This is a genomic window from Amnibacterium kyonggiense (genome assembly GCF_004364555.1).
In the GTDB taxonomy this organism is placed as follows: domain Bacteria; phylum Actinomycetota; class Actinomycetes; order Actinomycetales; family Microbacteriaceae; genus Amnibacterium; species Amnibacterium kyonggiense.
The window spans coordinates 1,631,705-1,649,177 of record NZ_SOAM01000001.1 but is presented as its reverse complement, the minus strand read 5'-3'; the positions used below and the strand labels follow the sequence as shown (position 1 = coordinate 1,649,177).

At 68.8% G+C, this 17,473-nt stretch carries 23 protein-coding genes and 1 tRNA gene; 7 read left to right on the top strand and 17 right to left on the bottom strand.

Translation table 11 applies throughout. The features are described 5' to 3' along the window. Positions 1-350 (bottom strand): hypothetical protein (locus CLV52_RS08360; RefSeq protein ID WP_133765752.1); only part of this gene is annotated, 350 nt, incomplete at its 3' end. Then, positions 347-895, bottom strand: coding sequence for a hypothetical protein (locus tag CLV52_RS08355; RefSeq protein ID WP_133765751.1), 549 nt, complete (start codon positions 893-895; stop codon positions 347-349). The genes CLV52_RS08355 and CLV52_RS08360, both read right to left, overlap by 4 nt. Positions 896-1,087: 192 nt before the next feature. Here CLV52_RS08355 and CLV52_RS08350 point away from each other — a divergent pair, with 192 nt between their 5' ends. Continuing rightward, a complete protein-coding gene (locus CLV52_RS08350) occupies positions 1,088-1,555 on the top strand; it encodes a hypothetical protein (RefSeq protein WP_133765750.1) in 468 nt (155 codons plus the stop codon). Between the two features lie 4 nt (positions 1,556-1,559). Further along, on the top strand, positions 1,560-1,760 hold the full coding sequence (locus CLV52_RS08345) for a hypothetical protein (RefSeq protein WP_133765749.1): 201 nt from the start codon (positions 1,560-1,562) through the stop codon (positions 1,758-1,760). Position 1,761: 1 nt separating this feature from the next. Here CLV52_RS08345 and CLV52_RS18355 read toward each other — a convergent pair whose 3' ends face one another. Both CLV52_RS18355 and CLV52_RS08340 read right to left on the bottom strand, forming a co-directional pair. After that, entirely contained in the window at positions 1,762-1,929 is a 168-nt protein-coding gene (locus tag CLV52_RS18355) for a hypothetical protein (protein ID WP_162850760.1), read from the bottom strand. 41 nt (positions 1,930-1,970) lie between these two features. Continuing rightward, positions 1,971-3,071, bottom strand: coding sequence for a type I restriction endonuclease (locus CLV52_RS08340; RefSeq protein WP_133765748.1), 1,101 nt, complete (start codon positions 3,069-3,071; stop codon positions 1,971-1,973). Positions 3,072-3,274: 203 nt separating this feature from the next. Here CLV52_RS08340 and CLV52_RS08335 point away from each other — a divergent pair, with 203 nt between their 5' ends. After that, entirely contained in the window at positions 3,275-3,880 is a 606-nt protein-coding gene (locus CLV52_RS08335; protein WP_162850759.1) for a restriction endonuclease, read from the top strand. 45 nt (positions 3,881-3,925) lie between these two features. Beyond that, positions 3,926-4,180 carry a hypothetical protein gene (locus tag CLV52_RS08330; RefSeq protein ID WP_133765746.1) on the top strand — a complete coding sequence of 85 codons (255 nt, stop codon included), beginning with the start codon at positions 3,926-3,928 and terminating at the stop codon, positions 4,178-4,180. Between the two features lie 220 nt (positions 4,181-4,400). Here the strand turns inward: CLV52_RS08330 and CLV52_RS08325 are convergent, their stop codons facing one another. The 12 genes from CLV52_RS08325 to CLV52_RS08270 all read right to left on the bottom strand — a co-directional run bounded on the left by CLV52_RS08325 (position 4,401) and on the right by CLV52_RS08270 (position 12,862). Next, complete coding sequence (locus CLV52_RS08325) at positions 4,401-4,796, bottom strand: hypothetical protein (protein ID WP_133765745.1); 396 nt, start codon at positions 4,794-4,796, stop codon at positions 4,401-4,403. Between the two features lie 286 nt (positions 4,797-5,082). After that, positions 5,083-6,243, bottom strand: a complete 1,161-nt coding sequence (locus CLV52_RS08320) for a hypothetical protein (RefSeq protein WP_133765744.1) — start codon at positions 6,241-6,243, stop codon at positions 5,083-5,085. 354 nt (positions 6,244-6,597) lie between these two features. Continuing rightward, positions 6,598-7,038 (bottom strand): DUF5956 family protein, encoded by a 441-nt coding sequence (locus CLV52_RS08315; RefSeq protein WP_133765743.1) that lies wholly within the window; start codon positions 7,036-7,038, stop codon positions 6,598-6,600. Between the two features lie 50 nt (positions 7,039-7,088). Then, positions 7,089-7,277 (bottom strand): hypothetical protein, encoded by a 189-nt coding sequence (locus CLV52_RS08310; RefSeq protein ID WP_133765742.1) that lies wholly within the window; start codon positions 7,275-7,277, stop codon positions 7,089-7,091. 32 nt (positions 7,278-7,309) lie between these two features. Continuing rightward, the gene (locus CLV52_RS08305) at positions 7,310-8,401 is read right to left on the bottom strand and encodes a tyrosine-type recombinase/integrase (protein WP_162850758.1); all 1,092 of its coding nucleotides are present in this window, start codon (positions 8,399-8,401) and stop codon (positions 7,310-7,312) included. A 125-nt stretch (positions 8,402-8,526) separates the two neighbouring features. Next, positions 8,527-8,597, bottom strand: a tRNA-Gly gene (locus CLV52_RS08300). Between the two features lie 101 nt (positions 8,598-8,698). Beyond that, positions 8,699-8,989 carry a hypothetical protein gene (locus CLV52_RS08295; protein WP_133765740.1) on the bottom strand — a complete coding sequence of 97 codons (291 nt, stop codon included), beginning with the start codon at positions 8,987-8,989 and terminating at the stop codon, positions 8,699-8,701. Continuing rightward, a complete protein-coding gene (locus CLV52_RS08290) occupies positions 8,986-9,282 on the bottom strand; it encodes a hypothetical protein (protein WP_133765739.1) in 297 nt (98 codons plus the stop codon). The genes CLV52_RS08295 and CLV52_RS08290 overlap by 4 nt, the downstream gene beginning before the upstream one ends. A gap of 105 nt (positions 9,283-9,387) precedes the next feature. Further along, positions 9,388-9,696: a hypothetical protein gene (locus tag CLV52_RS08285; protein WP_133765738.1), complete on the bottom strand. Its 309-nt coding sequence runs from the start codon at positions 9,694-9,696 to the stop codon at positions 9,388-9,390. A gap of 148 nt (positions 9,697-9,844) precedes the next feature. Next, positions 9,845-11,272, bottom strand: coding sequence for an amidohydrolase (locus CLV52_RS08280; protein WP_133765737.1), 1,428 nt, complete (start codon positions 11,270-11,272; stop codon positions 9,845-9,847). After that, positions 11,269-12,363, bottom strand: a complete 1,095-nt coding sequence (locus tag CLV52_RS08275) for an Fpg/Nei family DNA glycosylase (RefSeq protein WP_133765736.1) — start codon at positions 12,361-12,363, stop codon at positions 11,269-11,271. The genes CLV52_RS08280 and CLV52_RS08275 overlap by 4 nt, the downstream gene beginning before the upstream one ends. 1 nt (position 12,364) lies before the next feature. Then, positions 12,365-12,862 carry a ribose-5-phosphate isomerase gene (locus CLV52_RS08270; protein ID WP_133765735.1) on the bottom strand — a complete coding sequence of 166 codons (498 nt, stop codon included), beginning with the start codon at positions 12,860-12,862 and terminating at the stop codon, positions 12,365-12,367. Positions 12,863-13,085: 223 nt separating this feature from the next. On the opposite strand from CLV52_RS08270, the gene pepN reads away from it, so the two are divergent. From pepN to CLV52_RS08255, 3 genes are read left to right on the top strand one after another with little or no spacing between them, the layout of a single operon-like run. Continuing rightward, positions 13,086-15,635, top strand: coding sequence for an aminopeptidase N (gene pepN / locus CLV52_RS08265; RefSeq protein ID WP_133765734.1), 2,550 nt, complete (start codon positions 13,086-13,088; stop codon positions 15,633-15,635). Next, positions 15,628-16,803 (top strand): mechanosensitive ion channel family protein, encoded by a 1,176-nt coding sequence (locus CLV52_RS08260; RefSeq protein ID WP_162850757.1) that lies wholly within the window; start codon positions 15,628-15,630, stop codon positions 16,801-16,803. The genes pepN and CLV52_RS08260 overlap by 8 nt, the downstream gene beginning before the upstream one ends. Next, on the top strand, positions 16,793-17,185 hold the full coding sequence (locus CLV52_RS08255; protein WP_133765732.1) for a globin: 393 nt from the start codon (positions 16,793-16,795) through the stop codon (positions 17,183-17,185). The genes CLV52_RS08260 and CLV52_RS08255 overlap by 11 nt, the downstream gene beginning before the upstream one ends. A gap of 13 nt (positions 17,186-17,198) precedes the next feature. Here the strand turns inward: CLV52_RS08255 and CLV52_RS08250 are convergent, their stop codons facing one another. Then, the gene (locus CLV52_RS08250; RefSeq protein ID WP_133765731.1) at positions 17,199-17,387 is read right to left on the bottom strand and encodes a hypothetical protein; all 189 of its coding nucleotides are present in this window, start codon (positions 17,385-17,387) and stop codon (positions 17,199-17,201) included. Positions 17,388-17,473: the final 86 nt, after the last annotated feature.

Below are 17,473 nucleotides of genomic sequence, written 5' to 3'. Positions count from 1 at the left end.
GCCAAGGCACGCTCCTGATCGGCCTGGTACAGCGCCTCGGGGCTGCCCGGCACCATGACGGGCTCGTTCTCGGGCCAGCCATCGAGGCTGAAGCGGACGTGCCCGTACTTGTCGCGCTGATCAAGTTCCGAGTCGAGCAGCCAGGAGTGACCCTTTCGGTCCAGGCTCGCGCGCAGCACGGGCTCGGTGAGCACGATGCTCTGACCGCGCTTCAGGTTCGCGGTCTTCGGGTAGCCGTACAGATCGTCATCGAGGACTTCAAGAACCACGGTGAGTCCGCCCGGAGACAGGACCCACAGCGTGGAGCCCTCCAGCGCGAGCAGTTCGGGGTCGAGGTCGGTGGTCGTCATGCTGCGGTCTCCTTCGCGGCGGTGGTGTCGATGACCTCGATGACCTGCGCTGCCATCTCGGGGTCGGTGTCCTTCAGCAGGTCTGCAAGAGCACGCCCGGCGTCCGGGTTAGCGCGAGCGAGGCGGACGACGCCGCGGGCGAGGTTGTTGGCCGAGAGCAGCCACCTCGCGGTCTCCACGTCCGTGATGCCGAGGTCCGTGGTCAGGGTGCGCAACAACATGCGCGTCGTCGTCGCGGCCTTCAGGGCCAGCCCGCCTTGGTTCCGCGCGATGGAGTTCGACATGACCTTGGTCGAGCCCTCGATGGCGTAGACGAGTGCGGCCAGGCTGTCGATGACGGTGGAGCCGTCTTCGTTGACCTGCACGTCACGGAGCAGGGGCACCTGAAGGTGTGAAGCCCGGTGCCGTCCGACGCTGGACTCTGACATCCCGAACTTCGCCGCGGTGGCCCGAACCGTGGCACCGGAGCGCAGCATCTTGTCCAGCCGGGCACGGTCCGGTGTGGTGCAGCAGCGGCACGGCAAAGGCATAATCGGTTCCTCCACCGCTTACCATCGCCAGCCAATTCCGCTAGTTCACGCCAGAGAAGATTTCTCAGCCGGTTATCTACACAACAAGACGGTGATTCTGGCCGGTCGCCATCTGACGTAGGACGATGCCTAGGAACTGGGGGTATCCGGTGGCTTTCTGGAATCACTAGGGTTCGGGCACCCATCAGCAGCAGAGGCAGTACCCACATGGCCCGCACCTCTCACAAGATCGCCGCGACGTTCGCCATGTCCTTGACCACGGCGATGGTCCTCGTCGCCTGCTCGGCCACGCCCGCAGTCAAGGTCACCACCGCTCCCCCGACGGGCACCGTCAAGGGCGTCGTGACGGTCACCGACGACGGGAACATCACCGGCTCCTCGCAGGGCACGATGCCGTGCGAACTCATGTCGAGCAGCGGTTACAGCGACTTCAAGACCGGCGCCGAGATTGACGCCGTGGACGCATCCGGCAAGGTGCTCGCGTTCGGGTACCTGGAGCCAGGTTCGGCACCGAGCCCGGATGACCTGTTCAAGTCCTGCGCGTTCCCGTACTCCATCGAAGGCGTGCTCCGCGGAGAGAAGGTCTACGGGTTGCAGTTCGGGCGCCGCGGCATCGTCCACTACAAGGCTTCCACCATGTTCGGCGGTCACGCGGACCTCAACATCGGCGGCTGACTTCGTGTTCGTCACGGCCATCGCCCTCGTGGTGTACATCATCTACGGCGTGGTGGCTCTGGTGGGGCTGCTTGTGCTCGGCAGCGGCATCTACGTCCGTCGGAAGGACCCCGGCGGAGGGCGAGCCCTGATCGTCGTCTGCGCCGTGATCGTGCTGCTGCCGGTCGGCGTGGCCGCGTCGTCCTACCTGCCCGGCCAGAACTAGATCACGCGGGCACAAGCCAGTCGAAATCAAGATTCGCCCGGTCGTGGTACTCGCTCTCGGGGTTGGGGCAGCGCAGCGGCACCTGCTGTGTCTCGGTGCCGTCGTAGTCGGTGATCGTCCCGGTCCGCATCTCCGGCGCCGAGCCGCACTTCGAGCACTTCTCGTTCATGACCGGATGCTGCCGGACGGCTCCGACGTTGAATCGAGGCTTCAGGCTTCGCCGCGATACAGGCGCACTGAAGCGCGGATGTCCTCCGCGTGCATGTAGATGTCCTCCAACGAATCCAGCAGGTGTCGGGTCTCGTTCTTCTGCGGGTCGAAGGTGCCCAGGTACTTCTTCCCGCCGTTGAAGTGCAGCCGAGCAACGGGCTTGCGGTTGTTGTCGTCCATCAGCACGGCGAAGTAGGACTTCGCATCCCGGTGCGTGACCCGCTGCGGCTTCACCTCGGAGCACGCGATGGCCTTGACGATCTGGTATCCCTCCAACTCCTCCGGGGTCGTCACGATGTCGGAGTCCTGGGCGATGTTCGCCTCCGCCACCGGTGCCGACGACACGGACTCCTGCGGAGCCTCCGCGGTGAGCGAGAACGGAGCGGAGGCGCCGAGCGCGGTCTTCAGCCTCTCGTTCACCTGGTCGTTCAGGTACTGCGCCGTCGCCTTGGTCACCAGGGTCTTGAACTGCTCACGAATCTTCTGCGTGAACGAGCCCTCGTAGACGCGTGAGGTGAAAAATTTCACCCACTCGTCGTCGGGCTCCTTGAACTGCTTCGCGATGGCGCGCTTGATCTGCCCGATGTACTTCAACTCGCCCGCGGCGTTCAGCACCGAGTCGAGGTCGAAGGACTCCTTGGTCAACTTCTTCAACTCGGGGACGAGGGTCTCGTCGATGTCGTTCATGTCGAGAACGAGGAACGGCTTCTCGTCCATCCGGTTCGGTGCGTCAAGGTCTGTGTAGAACTGGTACACCTCGCCGTTCGTCAGCACCGCGATGCGCGCGTTCGTCACGGCGAAGTACCGGAACAACTGCGACGCGTGCTCGACGCGCAGCGCCTCGGTGGACTTCTTGCACTCGATCAGCATCTGCACTTCGCCGTCGCGCATGACGGCGTAGTCGATCTTCTCGCCGCGCTTGACACCCACGTCGGCGGTGAACTCAGGCACGACCTCCAAGGGATTGAACACGTCGTAGCCGAGAATCGTCGAGATGAAGGGCATGACGAAGGCGTTCTTCGTCGCCTCCTCCGTCAGGATCGCAGCGCGCTGGTTCTTGATCTTCGTCGCGAGCGCGAACAGTCGTTCCTCGAACTCCATTGTCCTGTCCCCTTCGTCCCCGTGCAGGTTGCTGTCACCCTGACACAGGGCTAGTAGAAACCGTGCAACTACGCCCCGAGCGTCGCGGGCAAATGGTCCTATCAGGAGGCGGATCAGCGGTGCGCGCGGCGGTGGAGTCCACTCCAGGCGTCAACGGGCGTGCCGTTCCACTGGTTTTAGATGCGGCACCTACCGTGCTCGGCATGGCCCGACGCCACGCATCCGATCAGACGACTCCTGCCGCTGGCGCCGGAGCGGTCGTGCTGCTGATGATCGTGCTCATCGGCATGGTGATCTTCGCGAACGTCTCGACGCCGACGCTCATGCCAGTGGGATGGCCCGCCGCGATCTGCGTGATCTTCGGCGGCATCGCGGTCGCAGCCATGATCGCGGGCGTCGTCGGCACGCGCGCCGAGAAGGTCAGGTACACGCAGGTCGGTGGACCGGTGCTGTCGTGGCAGGCGGCGGAGCAAATGGCGGCGAACCACATGCGGGCGTACGGGTTCTCCGACGCGCGGACGACTCCTGCCGGTGCTGACAGCGGCATCGACGTGGTGTCCCGGTGGGGCGTGGCGCAGGTGAAGTACTTCTCCAAGCCCGTCGGGCGACCGGAGGTGCAGAAACTTCGTGGTGCTGCGCACGGTCGGGACCGGGTGTTGTTCTACGCGTTGACCGGGTTCAATACGAACGCGGTGCAGTTCGCGAACGAGTGCGGGATCGCGTTGTTCCAGTTCGATCAGCGGGGCATGGTGTGGCCGGTCAACCCGCTGGCGAAGGCGTACAAGAAGCCCGAGCCGACGACGGCCTAGTTCTCGTTCTAGCCCTCGATACTCGTCGCGGTCTACGGTGCGGCAATGAGCAACCCCGAGCCCGTCCGTCCGGTCACCGGTGCAATCGCTGTGGTGAGCGCGGACTACATCAAGATCGGGCTGGAGGACGAGACCGGGCCTCTTACCCAGGACGCGACGGTCAGCGCCGGGAAGCGGCTCAACTTCTCCAAGACTCGTGCCGACGGCGGGCTTCGCGTGCTGGGTGTGCATCGCACTGGTGAGTGGCAGCGGCAGGATTCCGACGTGTGGCGGGCCCCCGTCGAGTCCGACCCGGTGTAGTTCGTGCTCACGGGCTTCTACGACCTGCCCATGCACGAGGAGCCGCGCACCCGACCGTGCCCTCATGGAGGTTGCAGCGGCACGGCCACGGTCGCCGCCGCCGAGGATTACGACCGGGGCGCTCCGATCTGGACCTGCGACCGAGGACACCTTGTACCGAGACTGATCAACACGCTGGTGGAGCCCGAAGTCACGAACTAGCCCTGTCCGACCGGTGACCTCAGCGCGCCGTGGACGGGCGGACGTAGGCGATCACGGCACCCGCCGCGAGCCATACAAAGCCGTTGACGGCGAGCAGGATGCCGCCGATGTACTGCATGAAGACCACGTGCGCCGCGCCGACCAGATCGAGGTTGTCGGCCTGCTGCTGCCCTGCCGGGAGCGCGAGCATGACGATCCCGATGACCAGCGAGAGCACACCGAGCACGAACGGCCACGCGGGCACACCGCGCGGGCGCTCGGGACCACGGGTCACGAACGCGGCGGGGGCGGAGTCGGGTTCAGCATCCGGACCGGATACGACGCGACCAGACTGGTCGAGCCACTGCTGCCCGTCCCAGAAAATCTTCTTGCCGTCGATGCGGTACCAGTCGGGCGCACGGGTGCCAGCAGTCATGCGCGGACCATAAAGCCCGCCGCAAGCCGGGAACGAGAAACGCGCCGAGCGATGCCCTCAGTTCTCGTTCTGCGGGGAGACGGCCCATCCGAAGGTGTGGTTGTTCGGGTCGAAGTTCCGGCAGTGGCGGTTCGAGCATCGCCACGCCATGGTGATCATCCGCTCCGGCCCAAAGTTCTGTGACTGCCGGTGCCGGTACAGCACCTCGGAACCTCACTCCCGGCAGACCTCGTTCGTCACCTCGTCCACGACAACAGCCTGCTCCTGACCACCGACATCAGTCAGATCACGTTCTGAGCAGCCCCATCCGTGCCCGCTGCTGCCCCCCGAACAGCCACGCCTCACGCCCACCTTGTCGGGCCTTCATGCGGTCCAACCACGAGGTGTCCAAGCCGTTCGCCAACGCCACCGGCTCCGTGGCCCTGTACGTCCGTGTGCGCCCCGCTGCGGCCTTGACTGCAAGCGCATGTGCCCGTGCCTCACCAAGTCGAATCTCGGCCCTCCTGGCGCAGATCGTCCGCTTCGAGCACCCCAGCACCGCAGCCGCTCCCGCGATAGACAGATGCGCGACCGAGCGCACCATCTCGACCGTGAACCGCTTGTGGTGTGAGCCCGCAGCAGCCAGCCCACCACGGCGCCCGAACTCCCGCTCCTGATCCAGCCGACTCGGGTCGTACATCCGCACCGCGAACGCCGCAGCAGACTCCGATAGGCGCCACACCTCGCCGTACTCGATCCACCAGGCCCCCGTGTGCTTGCGCTTCGACGGCATCGGGTTGTTCGCATCCACCGAGATGATGAACCCGCGATCCCGAACACGACGGGCCTCGTTCGCGGCGAACACCTCCTCCACGAACATCTCCGCCAACACCTCCGTGCTGGGCAACGGCTCACCTGCCCGCTGCGCGGCACGCAGAGCACGAAGCCCCTGCTTGCCCAGGTGGATGACGACCTTCTTCGCGTAGTCCGTCCTCACGTTCAACACCAGCCTCGGGAACGGATGCTGACGCTGCTTTCCCCTGACCCGTCTCCTCATGGCCCTGCTGCCCTGCTGTGCCCTCCGGGCACGATCAGGCGCCTGATCTTGCTGCTGCGCCGCGTCTTGCTCGTGAGCACCAGAACCCTCGTGATCCAGCCCTACGGGCATGGATAGGTCCGTTTGCATACCCTGCACGAGAGCAGCACAAGCCTCGTTCTCCGTCGCATTCACGGGTAGTGCGCTCAGCACCTGTAAGCACCGACGAAGTAGTTCCACCCGCTCAGGACTCGTGCTCCCACTGCCCACCTGGTCATGCACTTCACCAGGTGCGGGAGCACGTCCATGCATGTGCCGGAACCGCCACGCTCCGACGCTGCTGGCGAAGACGTTGGACAGCACCAGATCAGTACGGGTCCAGTTGGGGTGCGGCGTGTTCTTGAACACGAACTCCACCGCGACCGTCACCATGATCGAGCACCACTCGTCAAGATCATGTTCTTGACGCCCACCGTCGGATTTGAAGACCGAAAGGTGTGTCGCAACCTGCTGTGGGTGGCTCTCGTCCGCGTGTACAGGTACGCTGACCATCGGTATCACTCCCGGTGGGAGCCGCTTGTCCAAGGGTCGGCTCCCACCATTACTCTCTCAGGTAAATTCCGTATTCAGCGCTTATTGCCGTGCGAATACATCGAATTCCTGATCACGGCGGCGATTCGCTCCACCCCATTCTTTTGACGCTTGTCTCAACCGGCCCCGCGGAGGCTAGTTCTCGTTCTGAGAACGCGTGACAATCGTCAAGTCGTGTTCTTCGAGCCGGTCGAACTACCCGTAGACCTTCGGGATTACCGCGATGAGGTCATCCAGGATTCGCTCCGGGTCACTGCCCTTGCGCTCGAAGATCGCCCCCATGATCTGTCGAGCCGTGTCGGGACCAAAGGCCACGGACTCCTTGATGAACCACTGCACGCTCGGCGGTTGCGGCGGGATGCCCGCCTCCCCCAGATACCAGTTCGCCAAGTCCTCGACCTTCTGACGGTCCTCGGCGGCGAACGGTCGGCTCTGCCAGTGCTGAGCACCATCGGGCTGTTCGTCGTAGAACTCAACAACACGACCGGTGTCGTCAACAGGTCGGTACCCGAGGCAGCCAGGCGGCACCGCCCACGCGATTGCCGAGTCGAACCCGGTCTCCTCCAGCGGCACCCAGCCGCGCACGTCATCGAGCAGCACGGCCTCCGACCACGACGTGCGTTGAATCTCGTACATGCCGCGAGGTTATGGCCCTGACATTCGTCAAATCGTGTTCTTCGAGTCGGTCAATGCATCACGGCGAGGAAGATCGCGAGCCCGATGCAGAACAGCATCATCACGCTCATCGCAATCGGGTCCAGGATGCGGTGCAGCGGTGACGGCGTGAAGCGGAGGTCTCGCCTGGCGACGAAGTACAGCAGCACGACGAGCGCAGGCAGCACCACGATCAGCGCGAGGGCGAACGGATGGTGCACGGCGCGACTCTTCCAGAGGTCAAGAGTGACACCTAGCCCAACTCCGCGAGCAGTGCCGCATCTGTCGCCTGCACCGCCGCACGGTCGGCTTCGCGGGTCGCTGCCTGGTACCGCATCGCCGCCTGGACGGTGGTGTGCCCGCCACGGTCCTTGACGGTCGAGAGGCTCTTCGTGTTCTGGCCGACGGCGGTCAGGCTCGTGTGCCGCACGTCGTGGACGTGGAAGTTCGCGATTCCCTCCGCCGCGCAGGCGTCGCGCCACTTGTTCCCGAGGTGTCGCGCCCGCAGGCGACCACCCTTCGGCCCGCGGAAGATCGCGGCTCCCCCGATGCCGGGCCGCGCCTGCTGCTGCTCGTGCAGGGCTGCGATGCCCATGCAGAGCGGCGTGATGGCCTTCTGGCCGTCTTCGCCGGTCTTCACGTCCACGGTCTGCGCGGTGTGCTCGCGGTCCGCCTGACGCAGCACCGACAGCACGTTCTCCTTGGAGTCCCAATCGCTCCAGTTCAACCCGCACACCTCGCTGATGCGGAGGTGGGTGGAGTACAGCACCCGCATCGCGCGCTGCAACTCGGGGTCCAGGTGCTGAACCACTCGCTCGAACTGCATCGTGCTCCAGACGGGCCGCTTTTTCGACACGTCCTTGAACCCGTTCTTCACGTGAACGGGAGACTTCGCGATGTACTCCCACTCCACGGCGGTCCTCATGATGTTCGACAGCAAGCCGTACTTGTTGCGGCGTCCGACTGGCGTCGCCGCGTTCGCGGACCACCACATGGCGACATCCTTGGGCGAAATCTTGTTGAGCGACTTCTTCCCGAACGTCTTGTTCAGCGCCTTCAGCATGTAGCCGTTCTCCCGCTGGGTGCGCGGACGCAACTCGTTCTCACGAGCCTTGGCGACCATCTCCGCGAAGTCGGCAAACAAGATTTCGCCGTCGTACGGGTCGATCCACGCACCTCTCGCCAGGTCGGTCTGTACCGCCGCGAGCGCCGCCCATGCCTCCGGCTTGGTTGCGAACGTGCCCTTGATCGAGTGGCGGTTGCCGCTCAGGTCGGGGTACCGAGCCGAGTACCGCCCGCTCTTCTGCGGCACGACCGTCCCGAAGGTGCTCTTCTTCCGCGGCATCGCGGACTCCGAATCTGCCGGGGCGCTGTCCGCCATCGGTAGCGGATCGGTAGCGCGCCCTAGCGTTGTTCGGCTTGCTGGCTCTCCATCAGAGGAAACTCCTAGTCGGATGCTGGTTTGAGCGGAGGGGATGACGGGAATCGAACCCGCACCACCAGTTTGGAAGACTGGAGCTCTACCATTGAGCTACATCCCCGCAGCGCCGTGGAGCCGACCTCGGGTCGGCAGCGCCGCGAACAACCTACCGGCTCGCAGGCCTCCGGCTCGGTATCGGCTCAGCGCCTCGCCGTGGGTCGGTCATCGCGTCGCGGCCGGTCCGCCGCGCTCGGCGCCGCCGTGCGTCCGCGATGCGAGCTCGTGCTGGGACGCGGCAGCGTCGCAGTACCGCCGCCACGCCGCTTCCGCGGCGGCGTCGCCCGAGTCGAAGTACCCGACGAGCTCGCGACCCTCGCTCCTCGGAGCCCAGGTCACCACCCGGAAGCGCTCCGACCCCTGCAGCTTGAGGCGGCGGATCACGTGCGTCGGCTCGGGGTGACCGGGGACCCGCATCTCGAACTCGACCGACACGATCCGGAACGGCTGCTTCACGGCTCGATCCGCTCGACGGCACCGATCCAGACCCACGCGTCGCGGCCCTCGTCCCCGAGCCCGGGCCACACGACATGGATGGCGACGTCGGTCCACTCGATCGCGGTCGCGAGCACGCGGACCGGCTGCCCCGCGAACGTCACCCACGCCCTCACCGGGACCGGGCTGCCCCGATGAACCTCCGCGCCGCGCTCGTCCTCGGTCAGCGAGTCGGGGACGAGCGCCGCCCGCTCGGCTTCCCGATTCAGCCTCCGCCGCTGCAGCGTCTCCGCGTACCTCCGGTTGCTCCCCACGAACCAGTTCTACACAAGATTCGAACATGTGTACTAGTCGACGCGCGGGTTCGGAGCCCATCCTGTGGCCGAGGCACCTCGGCCGCGCCGGCGGACGCGACGATCTCAGTCGAGGTCGAGGGCGACGAGCCAGGTGTCGTCCGCCGCGCGTGCCGCGAGGGCGAGCGCGAGGCGGAGCTCCTCCGCTCGGGCGAAGAGCGCGGTCGTCTCCTCGGTGAGCGCGTCCAGGCGGTCCGGGTCGAGCTCGACGCCCATCCGCGCGACCGTGACCGCGATGGCCTCGGCGATGCGGCCCTGCTCCGCGACGAGCGCGTCGGCGCGGGCCCCGGCGCGGGTGATGCTCGACGGGAACCAGGTGTCGAGCGCTGCGGAGGCCGGGCGGGTCACGGTCTCGGCGATGCTAAGGACGGGCATGGCTCGATGGTGCGGGATCCGGTGAACGTGCACGTGGCCTGACCATGGCCGCGGGGTGAACTGCGGCGCGGCACCGCGTGTGGCGGGTGCGGGGTGGTCTCGAGGCTCGCTTCGCTCGCACCTCGACCAGCGGAGTCGGAGCGAGCGGTCAGAGCGTCGAGTGCACCGCGGTCCCCGCGATCAGGGTCAGCGCGACCGCGTCCGGGTCGAGAGCTTTGAGCGGGCCGTCGAGCGCGATGAGGTCCGCGGCATCGCCGACCTGCGGCCGTGCGCGGCCCCGGGTCGAGGCGTCGAGCGCGGCTTCGAGCGGGATCCGCTGCTCCGGGTGCCACGGCGCCTCCCCCGGCAGCGCGCGCTCGACGGCGGCACGGATCGCGCGCCACGGGTCGAGCGGGGCGACCGGCGCGTCCGAGCCGAACGCGAGCGTCGCGCCCGTCTCGAGGAGCGCGCGCAACGGGTAGGCGCGCCCGGTGCGGCCGGGCCAGTGCTCGGCGGCGACCTCGCGGTCGTCGAGCAGGTGCGCCGGCTGCACGCTCGCCGTCACGCCGAGGGCGCCGAAGCGCGGGACGTCGGCGTCGGCGATCAGCTGCGCGTGCTCGATGCGGCCGCGGACGCCGACGGCTTCGAAGGCGTCCAGGGCGATCGTGACCGCGGCGTCGCCGATCGCGTGGACCGCGGGCAGCAGACCGGCCGCCGCGGACCGGCGCAGAAGCGCGGTGAGCTCGTCCGGCGGGACGGTCAGGACGCCCGTGCCGCCGTCCGGGTACGGATCGACGCAGTAGGCGGTCCGCGTGTTCAGCGCACCGTCGATGAGCACCTTCATCGGCCCGACGCGGACGAGGCCGCTCGGATCGATCGGGCCGCCGGTGCGCAGCCCGAGCCGGCCGGCGCGCTCGACGTCGACGCCGTAGACGCCCGCCTCGATCCGCGGACCGGCCCAGCCGTCGGCCGCCCGCTCGAGCCAGACGTCGCGGTTCCAGGTCATCTCGAGGTCGACGACGCCGACGACCCCGCGCCGGACCGCGGCGGCGAGCAGGTCGACGACCGCGTGCTCCACCCGCTCCGCGGCGAGCGCGTTCGTCCGCTGCCCGACCGCGAAGGCCGGCCCCTCGCGGAGCATCCCGTCCTCCCCCGGGCTCACCCCGAAGCGGCGAGCGGCCGCGGAGGACAGCCAGACGGCATGCACGTCGTGGCTGACGAGCACGACGGTCCGCTCCCCCGCCACCGCGTCGAGGGCCGCCCGGGTCGGCCGGTCCGGCCACACGCCGTCCTGGAAGCCCATGCCGACCACGGGCTCGCCGGGCGCGGCGCGGTCGACGGCGGCGCGGACGAGCGCGAGCGTCTCGGCGGCGGACCCGGCCCCGCCGAGCGGCAAGCTGGCGGCGGCGAGCGCGGCCTGCGTGACGTGGACGTGCTCGTCCCACAGCCCGCGGAGCACGACGCGGCCATCGAGGTCGACGACCCCCTCGCCCTCCGCGACGAGCTCGGGCGCGATCGCCGCGACCCGGCCGTCGCGGATCCGGAGGTCCACGACGGCGCCGTCGACGCGGGCCCGGCGGAGCAGCAGCCCGGTCACGCCTCGGGTCGGGTCTGCCAACCCGGTGCCCAGTAGAGGTTCCGGCCGCCCATGTCCTCCATCACGACGGTGCCCTTGCCGCGGAGGCTGCGCTCGCCGGTGCGCTTGTAGACGTAGTGGCGGTGCTCGCGGCTCGCCATGGCGCGCCGGTAGTCGTCCTCGGTCTTCAGGTCGTCGCGGGTCATCATCTGCCCGGTCTCGACGCCGATCGCGAGCAGGTGCGCCCAGTCCTTCCAGAGCCTGCGCAGTGCCGCCTCGGGGATCGTCTTACCGGGGGCGTGCGGGTTCAGGCGGGCGCGGAACAGCAGCTCGGCACGGTAGATGTTGCCGATCCCGGCCACGACGGACTGGTCCATCAGCTGCAGGCCGATCGGTGTCGCGGACTTGCGCACGCGGGCGACGAAGCGGTCCTCCGCCTGCTTGCTCGCGTCGTGCATCGGATCGGGGCCGATCTTCGCGAGGAGCTTCTCGACCTGCTGCGGGTCGAACACCTCGCACGCGGTCGGGCCGCGGAGGTCGGCGACGGCGGTCTCGGTGAGCAGCCGGAGGCGCACCTGGCCGACGGGCGGCGGCGGGAACTCGCCCTCCTGCTCGTCACCGACCTCCCGATCCGACTCCGACATGCGGAGGCGGGTGCGGCGGGGCGCACCGATCGAGCCGAGGCTGTCCTCGGGCAGCGCGTCGACCTTGAGGTTGCGCTCGGCGGGTCCTTCCGCGGACACGGCGAGCAGCGCCGCCGGGGCCTCCTCGAGCGCCCCGGGACGGAGCCCGGTCGTGTCGTCGAGGAACGTGCCGCGCTGGTTCGTCTGCCCCATGCGGCCGTTCGCGGACGTGAAGGTCGGATCGGCGCTCACCTCGCCCGCGAAGTCCCAGGCGCCGTAGAGGCCGAGGTGGACGTGCAGCGTCCGGTCGCCCTCGAACCCGAGCAGCAGGTGCTTGCCGACCGCGGTCGAGGCGACGATCTCCCGGCCGTCCAGCTCCGCGGCGCCCGCCGCGAATCGCCCCTGCGGGCTCGACGCGGCGACGCGGTGGCCGACGAAGTTGCGGCGGAACTGCAGCGCGATCCGGTGGATCGAGTGACCTTCGGGCATCTCAGGCGTGCAGGGAGTCGACCTGGTGGCCGGCGATGGCGCCGGTCGACTCGTACTCCGCGAGCTGCGCGATGCGGCGGGCGTGCCGCTCCTCCTCGGAGAAGGGCTCGGCCAGGAACAGGTCGATGAGGCGGATCGCCTCGTCGAGCGTGTGCTGCCGGGCGCCGATCGCGCAGACGTTCGCGTCGTTGTGCTGGCGGGCGAGCAGGGCGGTCGACTCGTTCCAGATGAGCGCCGCGCGCACGCCCCGCACCTTGTTCGCCGCGATCTGCTCGCCGTTGCCGGAGCCGCCGAAGACGACGCCGAGCGCCTGCACGCCGGCCCGCTGGTCGTTCACCACGCCGACGGCGGCGTTGATGCAGAACGACGGGTAGTCGTCGAGCGGAGCGTACGAGGTCGGGCCGTGGTCGACGACCTCGTGCCCCTGCGCCTCCAGATGCGTCTTCAGGTGCTCGCTGAAGTCGAGTCCGGCGTGGTCCGTGCCGAGGTGCACCCGCATGATCCCGATCCTAGGGCGGCGCTCTCCCGCGCCTTCTCCGAGCGCGGATCCGCAATTCCTCGACGACACGCCGAGCCCATGCATCAGGTTCCCGGCGTGTCGACCGAGAACTGCGGAACCGCGGAGGAATTGCGGATCCGGGAAGAAGCACCGGGGTCGCGCTGCGTAGGGTTGTCGGCCGAGTGCGCGGGGTCGCGAGCGCACCCGACGTGTGAGGAGCAGCATGCCCGGAGAGAACCTGACCAGGGCCGAGGCGGAGGAGCGCGCAGCGCTGGTGCAGCCCACGGCCTACGAGATCGAGCTCGATCTGACGAAGGGGCCGGAGGTCTTCGGCTCGAGGACGACCGTGCACTTCACGGGGACGCCGGGCGCGAGCACCTTCATCGACGCCATCACGCGGACCGTCCGCTCCGTCACCCTCAACGGGACGGCGCTCGACCCGGCCGAGGTCAGCGACGGCGTGCGCATCCAGCTGCCCGACCTGCAGGCCGAGAACGTGCTCGTCGTCGACGCGGACGGGATCTACACGAACACCGGCGAGGGCCTGCACCGGTTCGTCGACCCGGTCGACGACGAGGTGTACCTCTACACGCAGTTCGAGGTGCCGGACTCCCGCCGCATGTACGCGGTGTTCGAGCAGCCCGACCTGAAGGCGACGTTCCGCTTCACCGTCACCGCCCCGGCGCGCTGGTCCGTGACGTCGAACCAGGCGACGCCGGAGCCGACGCCCGCGGGCGACGGCGCTGCGACCTGGGCGTTCGAGCCCACGCCGGTCATCTCCTCGTACATCACCGCGCTCATCGCGGGGCCGTACCGGTCCGTCACCGACGAGCTCGTCTCGAGCGACGGCCGCACGATCGCGCTCGGCGCCTTCGCCCGCGCCTCCCTGTTCGACCACCTCGACGCGGACTACGTGTTCGAGAAGACGAAGCAGGGCTTCGAGTTCTACGAGCGGATCTTCGGCGTCCCCTACCCGTTCGACAAGTACGACCAGCTCTTCGTGCCGGAGTACAACGCCGGGGCCATGGAGAACGCCGGCGCGGTCACCTTCACGGAGACCTACGTCTTCCGCTCCAAGGTCACCGAGGCGACCCGCGAGCGCCGCGTCGTCACGATCCTCCACGAGCTCGCGCACATGTGGTTCGGCGACCTCGTGACCATGAAGTGGTGGAACGACCTCTGGCTCAACGAGTCGTTCGCCGAGTTCATCTCCACCCTCGCGACCGCCGAGGCGACGGAGTGGACGGAGGCCTGGACCACCTTCAACATCCTCGAGAAGAACTGGGCATACACGCAGGACCAGCTGCCCTCCACGCACCCGATCGTCGCGGAGATCCGCGACCTCGAGGACGTGCAGGTCAACTTCGACGGCATCACCTACGCGAAGGGCGCCTCCGTCCTGAAGCAGCTCGTCGCCTACGTGGGCCGCGAGCCGTTCCTCGCCGGCGTGCACGAGTACTTCGTGAAGCACGGCTGGGGCAACACGACGCTGAAGGACCTGCTCGTCGAGCTCGAGGCCACGAGCGGCCGCGACCTGACCGCGTGGAGCGAGGCCTGGCTCGAGACCGCCGGCGTCAACACGCTGACGCCCGAGATCGAGACGGACGAGGGCGGGTGGATCACCTCCTTCACCGTCAACCAGACGGGCGCGGAGGGCTACCCGGCGTCCCGGCCGCACCGGCTCGCGATCGGCTTCTACGAGCTCGACGGCGAGAAGCTCGTCCGCACCGAGCGCTTCGAGCTCGACGTCGACGGCGCCTCCACGGACGTGCCGGAGCTCGTCGGCAAGCGCCGGCCCGCGCTGGTGCTCGTGAACGACGACGACCTCGCCTACGCGAAGATCCGCCTCGACGAGGAGAGCCTCGAGACGGCGATCGACCACCTCGCGCAGATCGAGTCGCCGCTCGCGCGGTCGCTCGTCTGGAGCGCGGTCTGGGACGCGACGCGGGACGCGGAGGCGCGCCCGCGCGACTACGTGCGCCTCGTGCTGAACAACGTGGGCAGCGAGACCGAGTCCACCACCGTCCGGCAGGTGCTCGCGCAGGCGCAGGTCGTCGCGTCGAGCTACGTCGCGCCGGAGGTCCGCGAGGAGACGCTCACCGCGCTCGGCGACGGCCTGCAGCGGCTCGCGTTCGCCGCGGACTCGGGGTCGGACGCGCAATTCCAGTTCGTCCGTGCGCTCGCCGCGGTCGCCCGCACGCCGGAGCAGCTCGGCGCCGTCCGCGGCCTGCTCGCCGGTTCGGCGCCGCTGCCCGGGCTCGACGTCGACACCGACCTGCGCTGGGAGCTGCTCATCGCGCTCGTCGCGGGCGGCGAAGCCGGCGACCCGGAGATCACGGCGACCCTCGCCGCGGACGACACCGCGACCGGCCGGGAGTCGGCGGCGCACGCCCGCGCGACGATCCCGACCGCCGAGGGCAAGGACGCGGCGTGGGCCTCCCTCGTCGAGTCCGCGGCACTGCCGAACGCCACCGTCCGCTCGACCTGCCTCGGCTTCCGCCGCGCGATCGACACCGGCCTCCTCCAGCCCTACGTCGAGCGGTACTTCGCCGCCGTCGAGCAGCTCTGGGCGGACCGCAGCTACGCCATCGCCGAGACGCTCGCACGCGGCCTGTACCCGTCGCCGCTCGCCTCCGTGGAGCTCGTCGCCGCGTCGAAGACGTGGCTCGACGGGCACCCGGACGCCGCGCCGGCGCTGCGCCGGATCGTGGTCGAGAACACGGCCGCCGTCGAGCGCGCGCTGGCCGCCCAGGAGCGTGATGCGCGTGAGTGAGGTCCTGCTGCGGGTGCCCGCCATCGGTTCCGTGTGGTCGGACATCTTCGCCGTCGACAACGGCGACTGGGGCGCGACCTGGTGGGGCAAGATCGTCCAGATCCTGGTCGTCCTGCTGATCGCGGCGATCGTTCGCCTCGTCTCCCATCGCGTCATCGACATGACGGTGAGCAGGATCGTCAGCGGCGCCAAGAAGCGGCGGAACGTCCAGGACACGCAGGCGCTGCTGAACTCCCCCGTGAGCGCGGCTCGCATCGTCCAGCGCACCCGCACGCTCGGCTCGGTGCTGAACAACGTGATCGCCGTCGTGATCATCATCGTCGCGCTGATCACGATCGTCACGATCATCAATGCCCAGATCACGGGCGCGTTCTCCCTGATCACAGCCGCACTCGGCGCAGGCCTCGGCTTCGGCGCGCAGAACCTCGTCAAGGACGTGCTGACTGGCCTCTTCATCGTGTCGGACGACCAGCTCGGGGTCGGTGACATCGTGGACACCGACCTCGCCACGGGCATCGTGGAGGGCGTCGGCATCCGCGTGACGCAGATCCGCGACGTGAACGGCGTGCTCTGGTACGCCCGCAACGGCGAGCTGACCCGGATCGGCAACCGGTCGCAGGGCTGGTCCCGCGCGATCGTCGACGTGACCGTGCCGAACGGGGCGGACATCGAGTCGCTGCAGCACCGGCTGCTGGACGCCGCGAAGGCGGCGGTCGCGATGCCCGAATACCGCGGCAGCGTGACGGAGACGCCCGAGCTGTGGGGCCTCGAGTCCGTCACCGCGGACGGCGTCGTGCTCCGGATCGTCGCGCGGACGACCGCGAACCAGCGCGACGACGTCGCCTGGGCGATCCGCACGCACCTCCGCGAGGCGCTCGAGGATGCGGGGATCAACGACGTGCGGCTGTCGAGCGACCGGCTCGCGGAGTTCGAGTACGCGGGCGCGCTGCGGGGCATCCGTCCGCCGCGGACCGGTTCGACGCCGATCCCGCGCCGGCGCGCCGCGCGGAAGCCCGTGACGCCCTCCATCGAGTCGACGCCGTCCGGATCGATCCCGCCGCAGCGCCCGCGCGCGTCCGGCCGCGGTGCCACCGGCGCCTCAGGGACGCCCGGCGCGACGGGCAGGACGGCGCCGCGCGCCTCGGACGACGGCTCCGATGGCAGCTGAGGAGGCGGGGTCGTTCTACGCCGCCGTCGGCGGCCGCCCGACGTTCGAGCGCCTCGTACGGCGCTTCTACGCCGGCGTCGCGACCGACCCGCCCCTCCTCGCCCTGTACCCGGAGGAGGACCTCGAGCCCGCCATCGAGCGGCTCACCGGCTTCCTCGAGCAGTACTGGGGCGGCCCGGGCACGTACAGCGAGCTGCGCGGGCATCCGCGGCTCCGCATGCGCCACATGCCGTTCAAGGTGAACCCGGCGCAGCGGGACCGCTGGCTGCACCACATGCGGATCGCGGTGGACGAGCTGCAGCTGCCGCCGCTGTACGAGTCGGAGCTCTGGGCCTATCTCGAGCGGGCCGCTCACGCGATGGTGAACACCTTCGAGGAGTAGCCGCGCCGACGGCTCAGCGCAGCAGCAGGAGCCTGAGGATCACGACGCCGATGGTGAGCGCGCCGACGCAGGCGAACACGACGCCGAGCAGCGCGGCGAACGCGCCGAGACGCGCGGCGACCCGGAAGAGGCCGAGCGACAGCAGCGCGGCGACGAGCAGGGTCGCGGGAGAGCGGTCCATCACCTCGGTGCGCGTCGCCATGGCTTCACGGTAGCGAGCGCGGTGCGGGCGGTCCCGCCCCCCTTCGTGCGGCCCTCGACCGGGCGCCCCTCGCGGTTCGGGCGTGA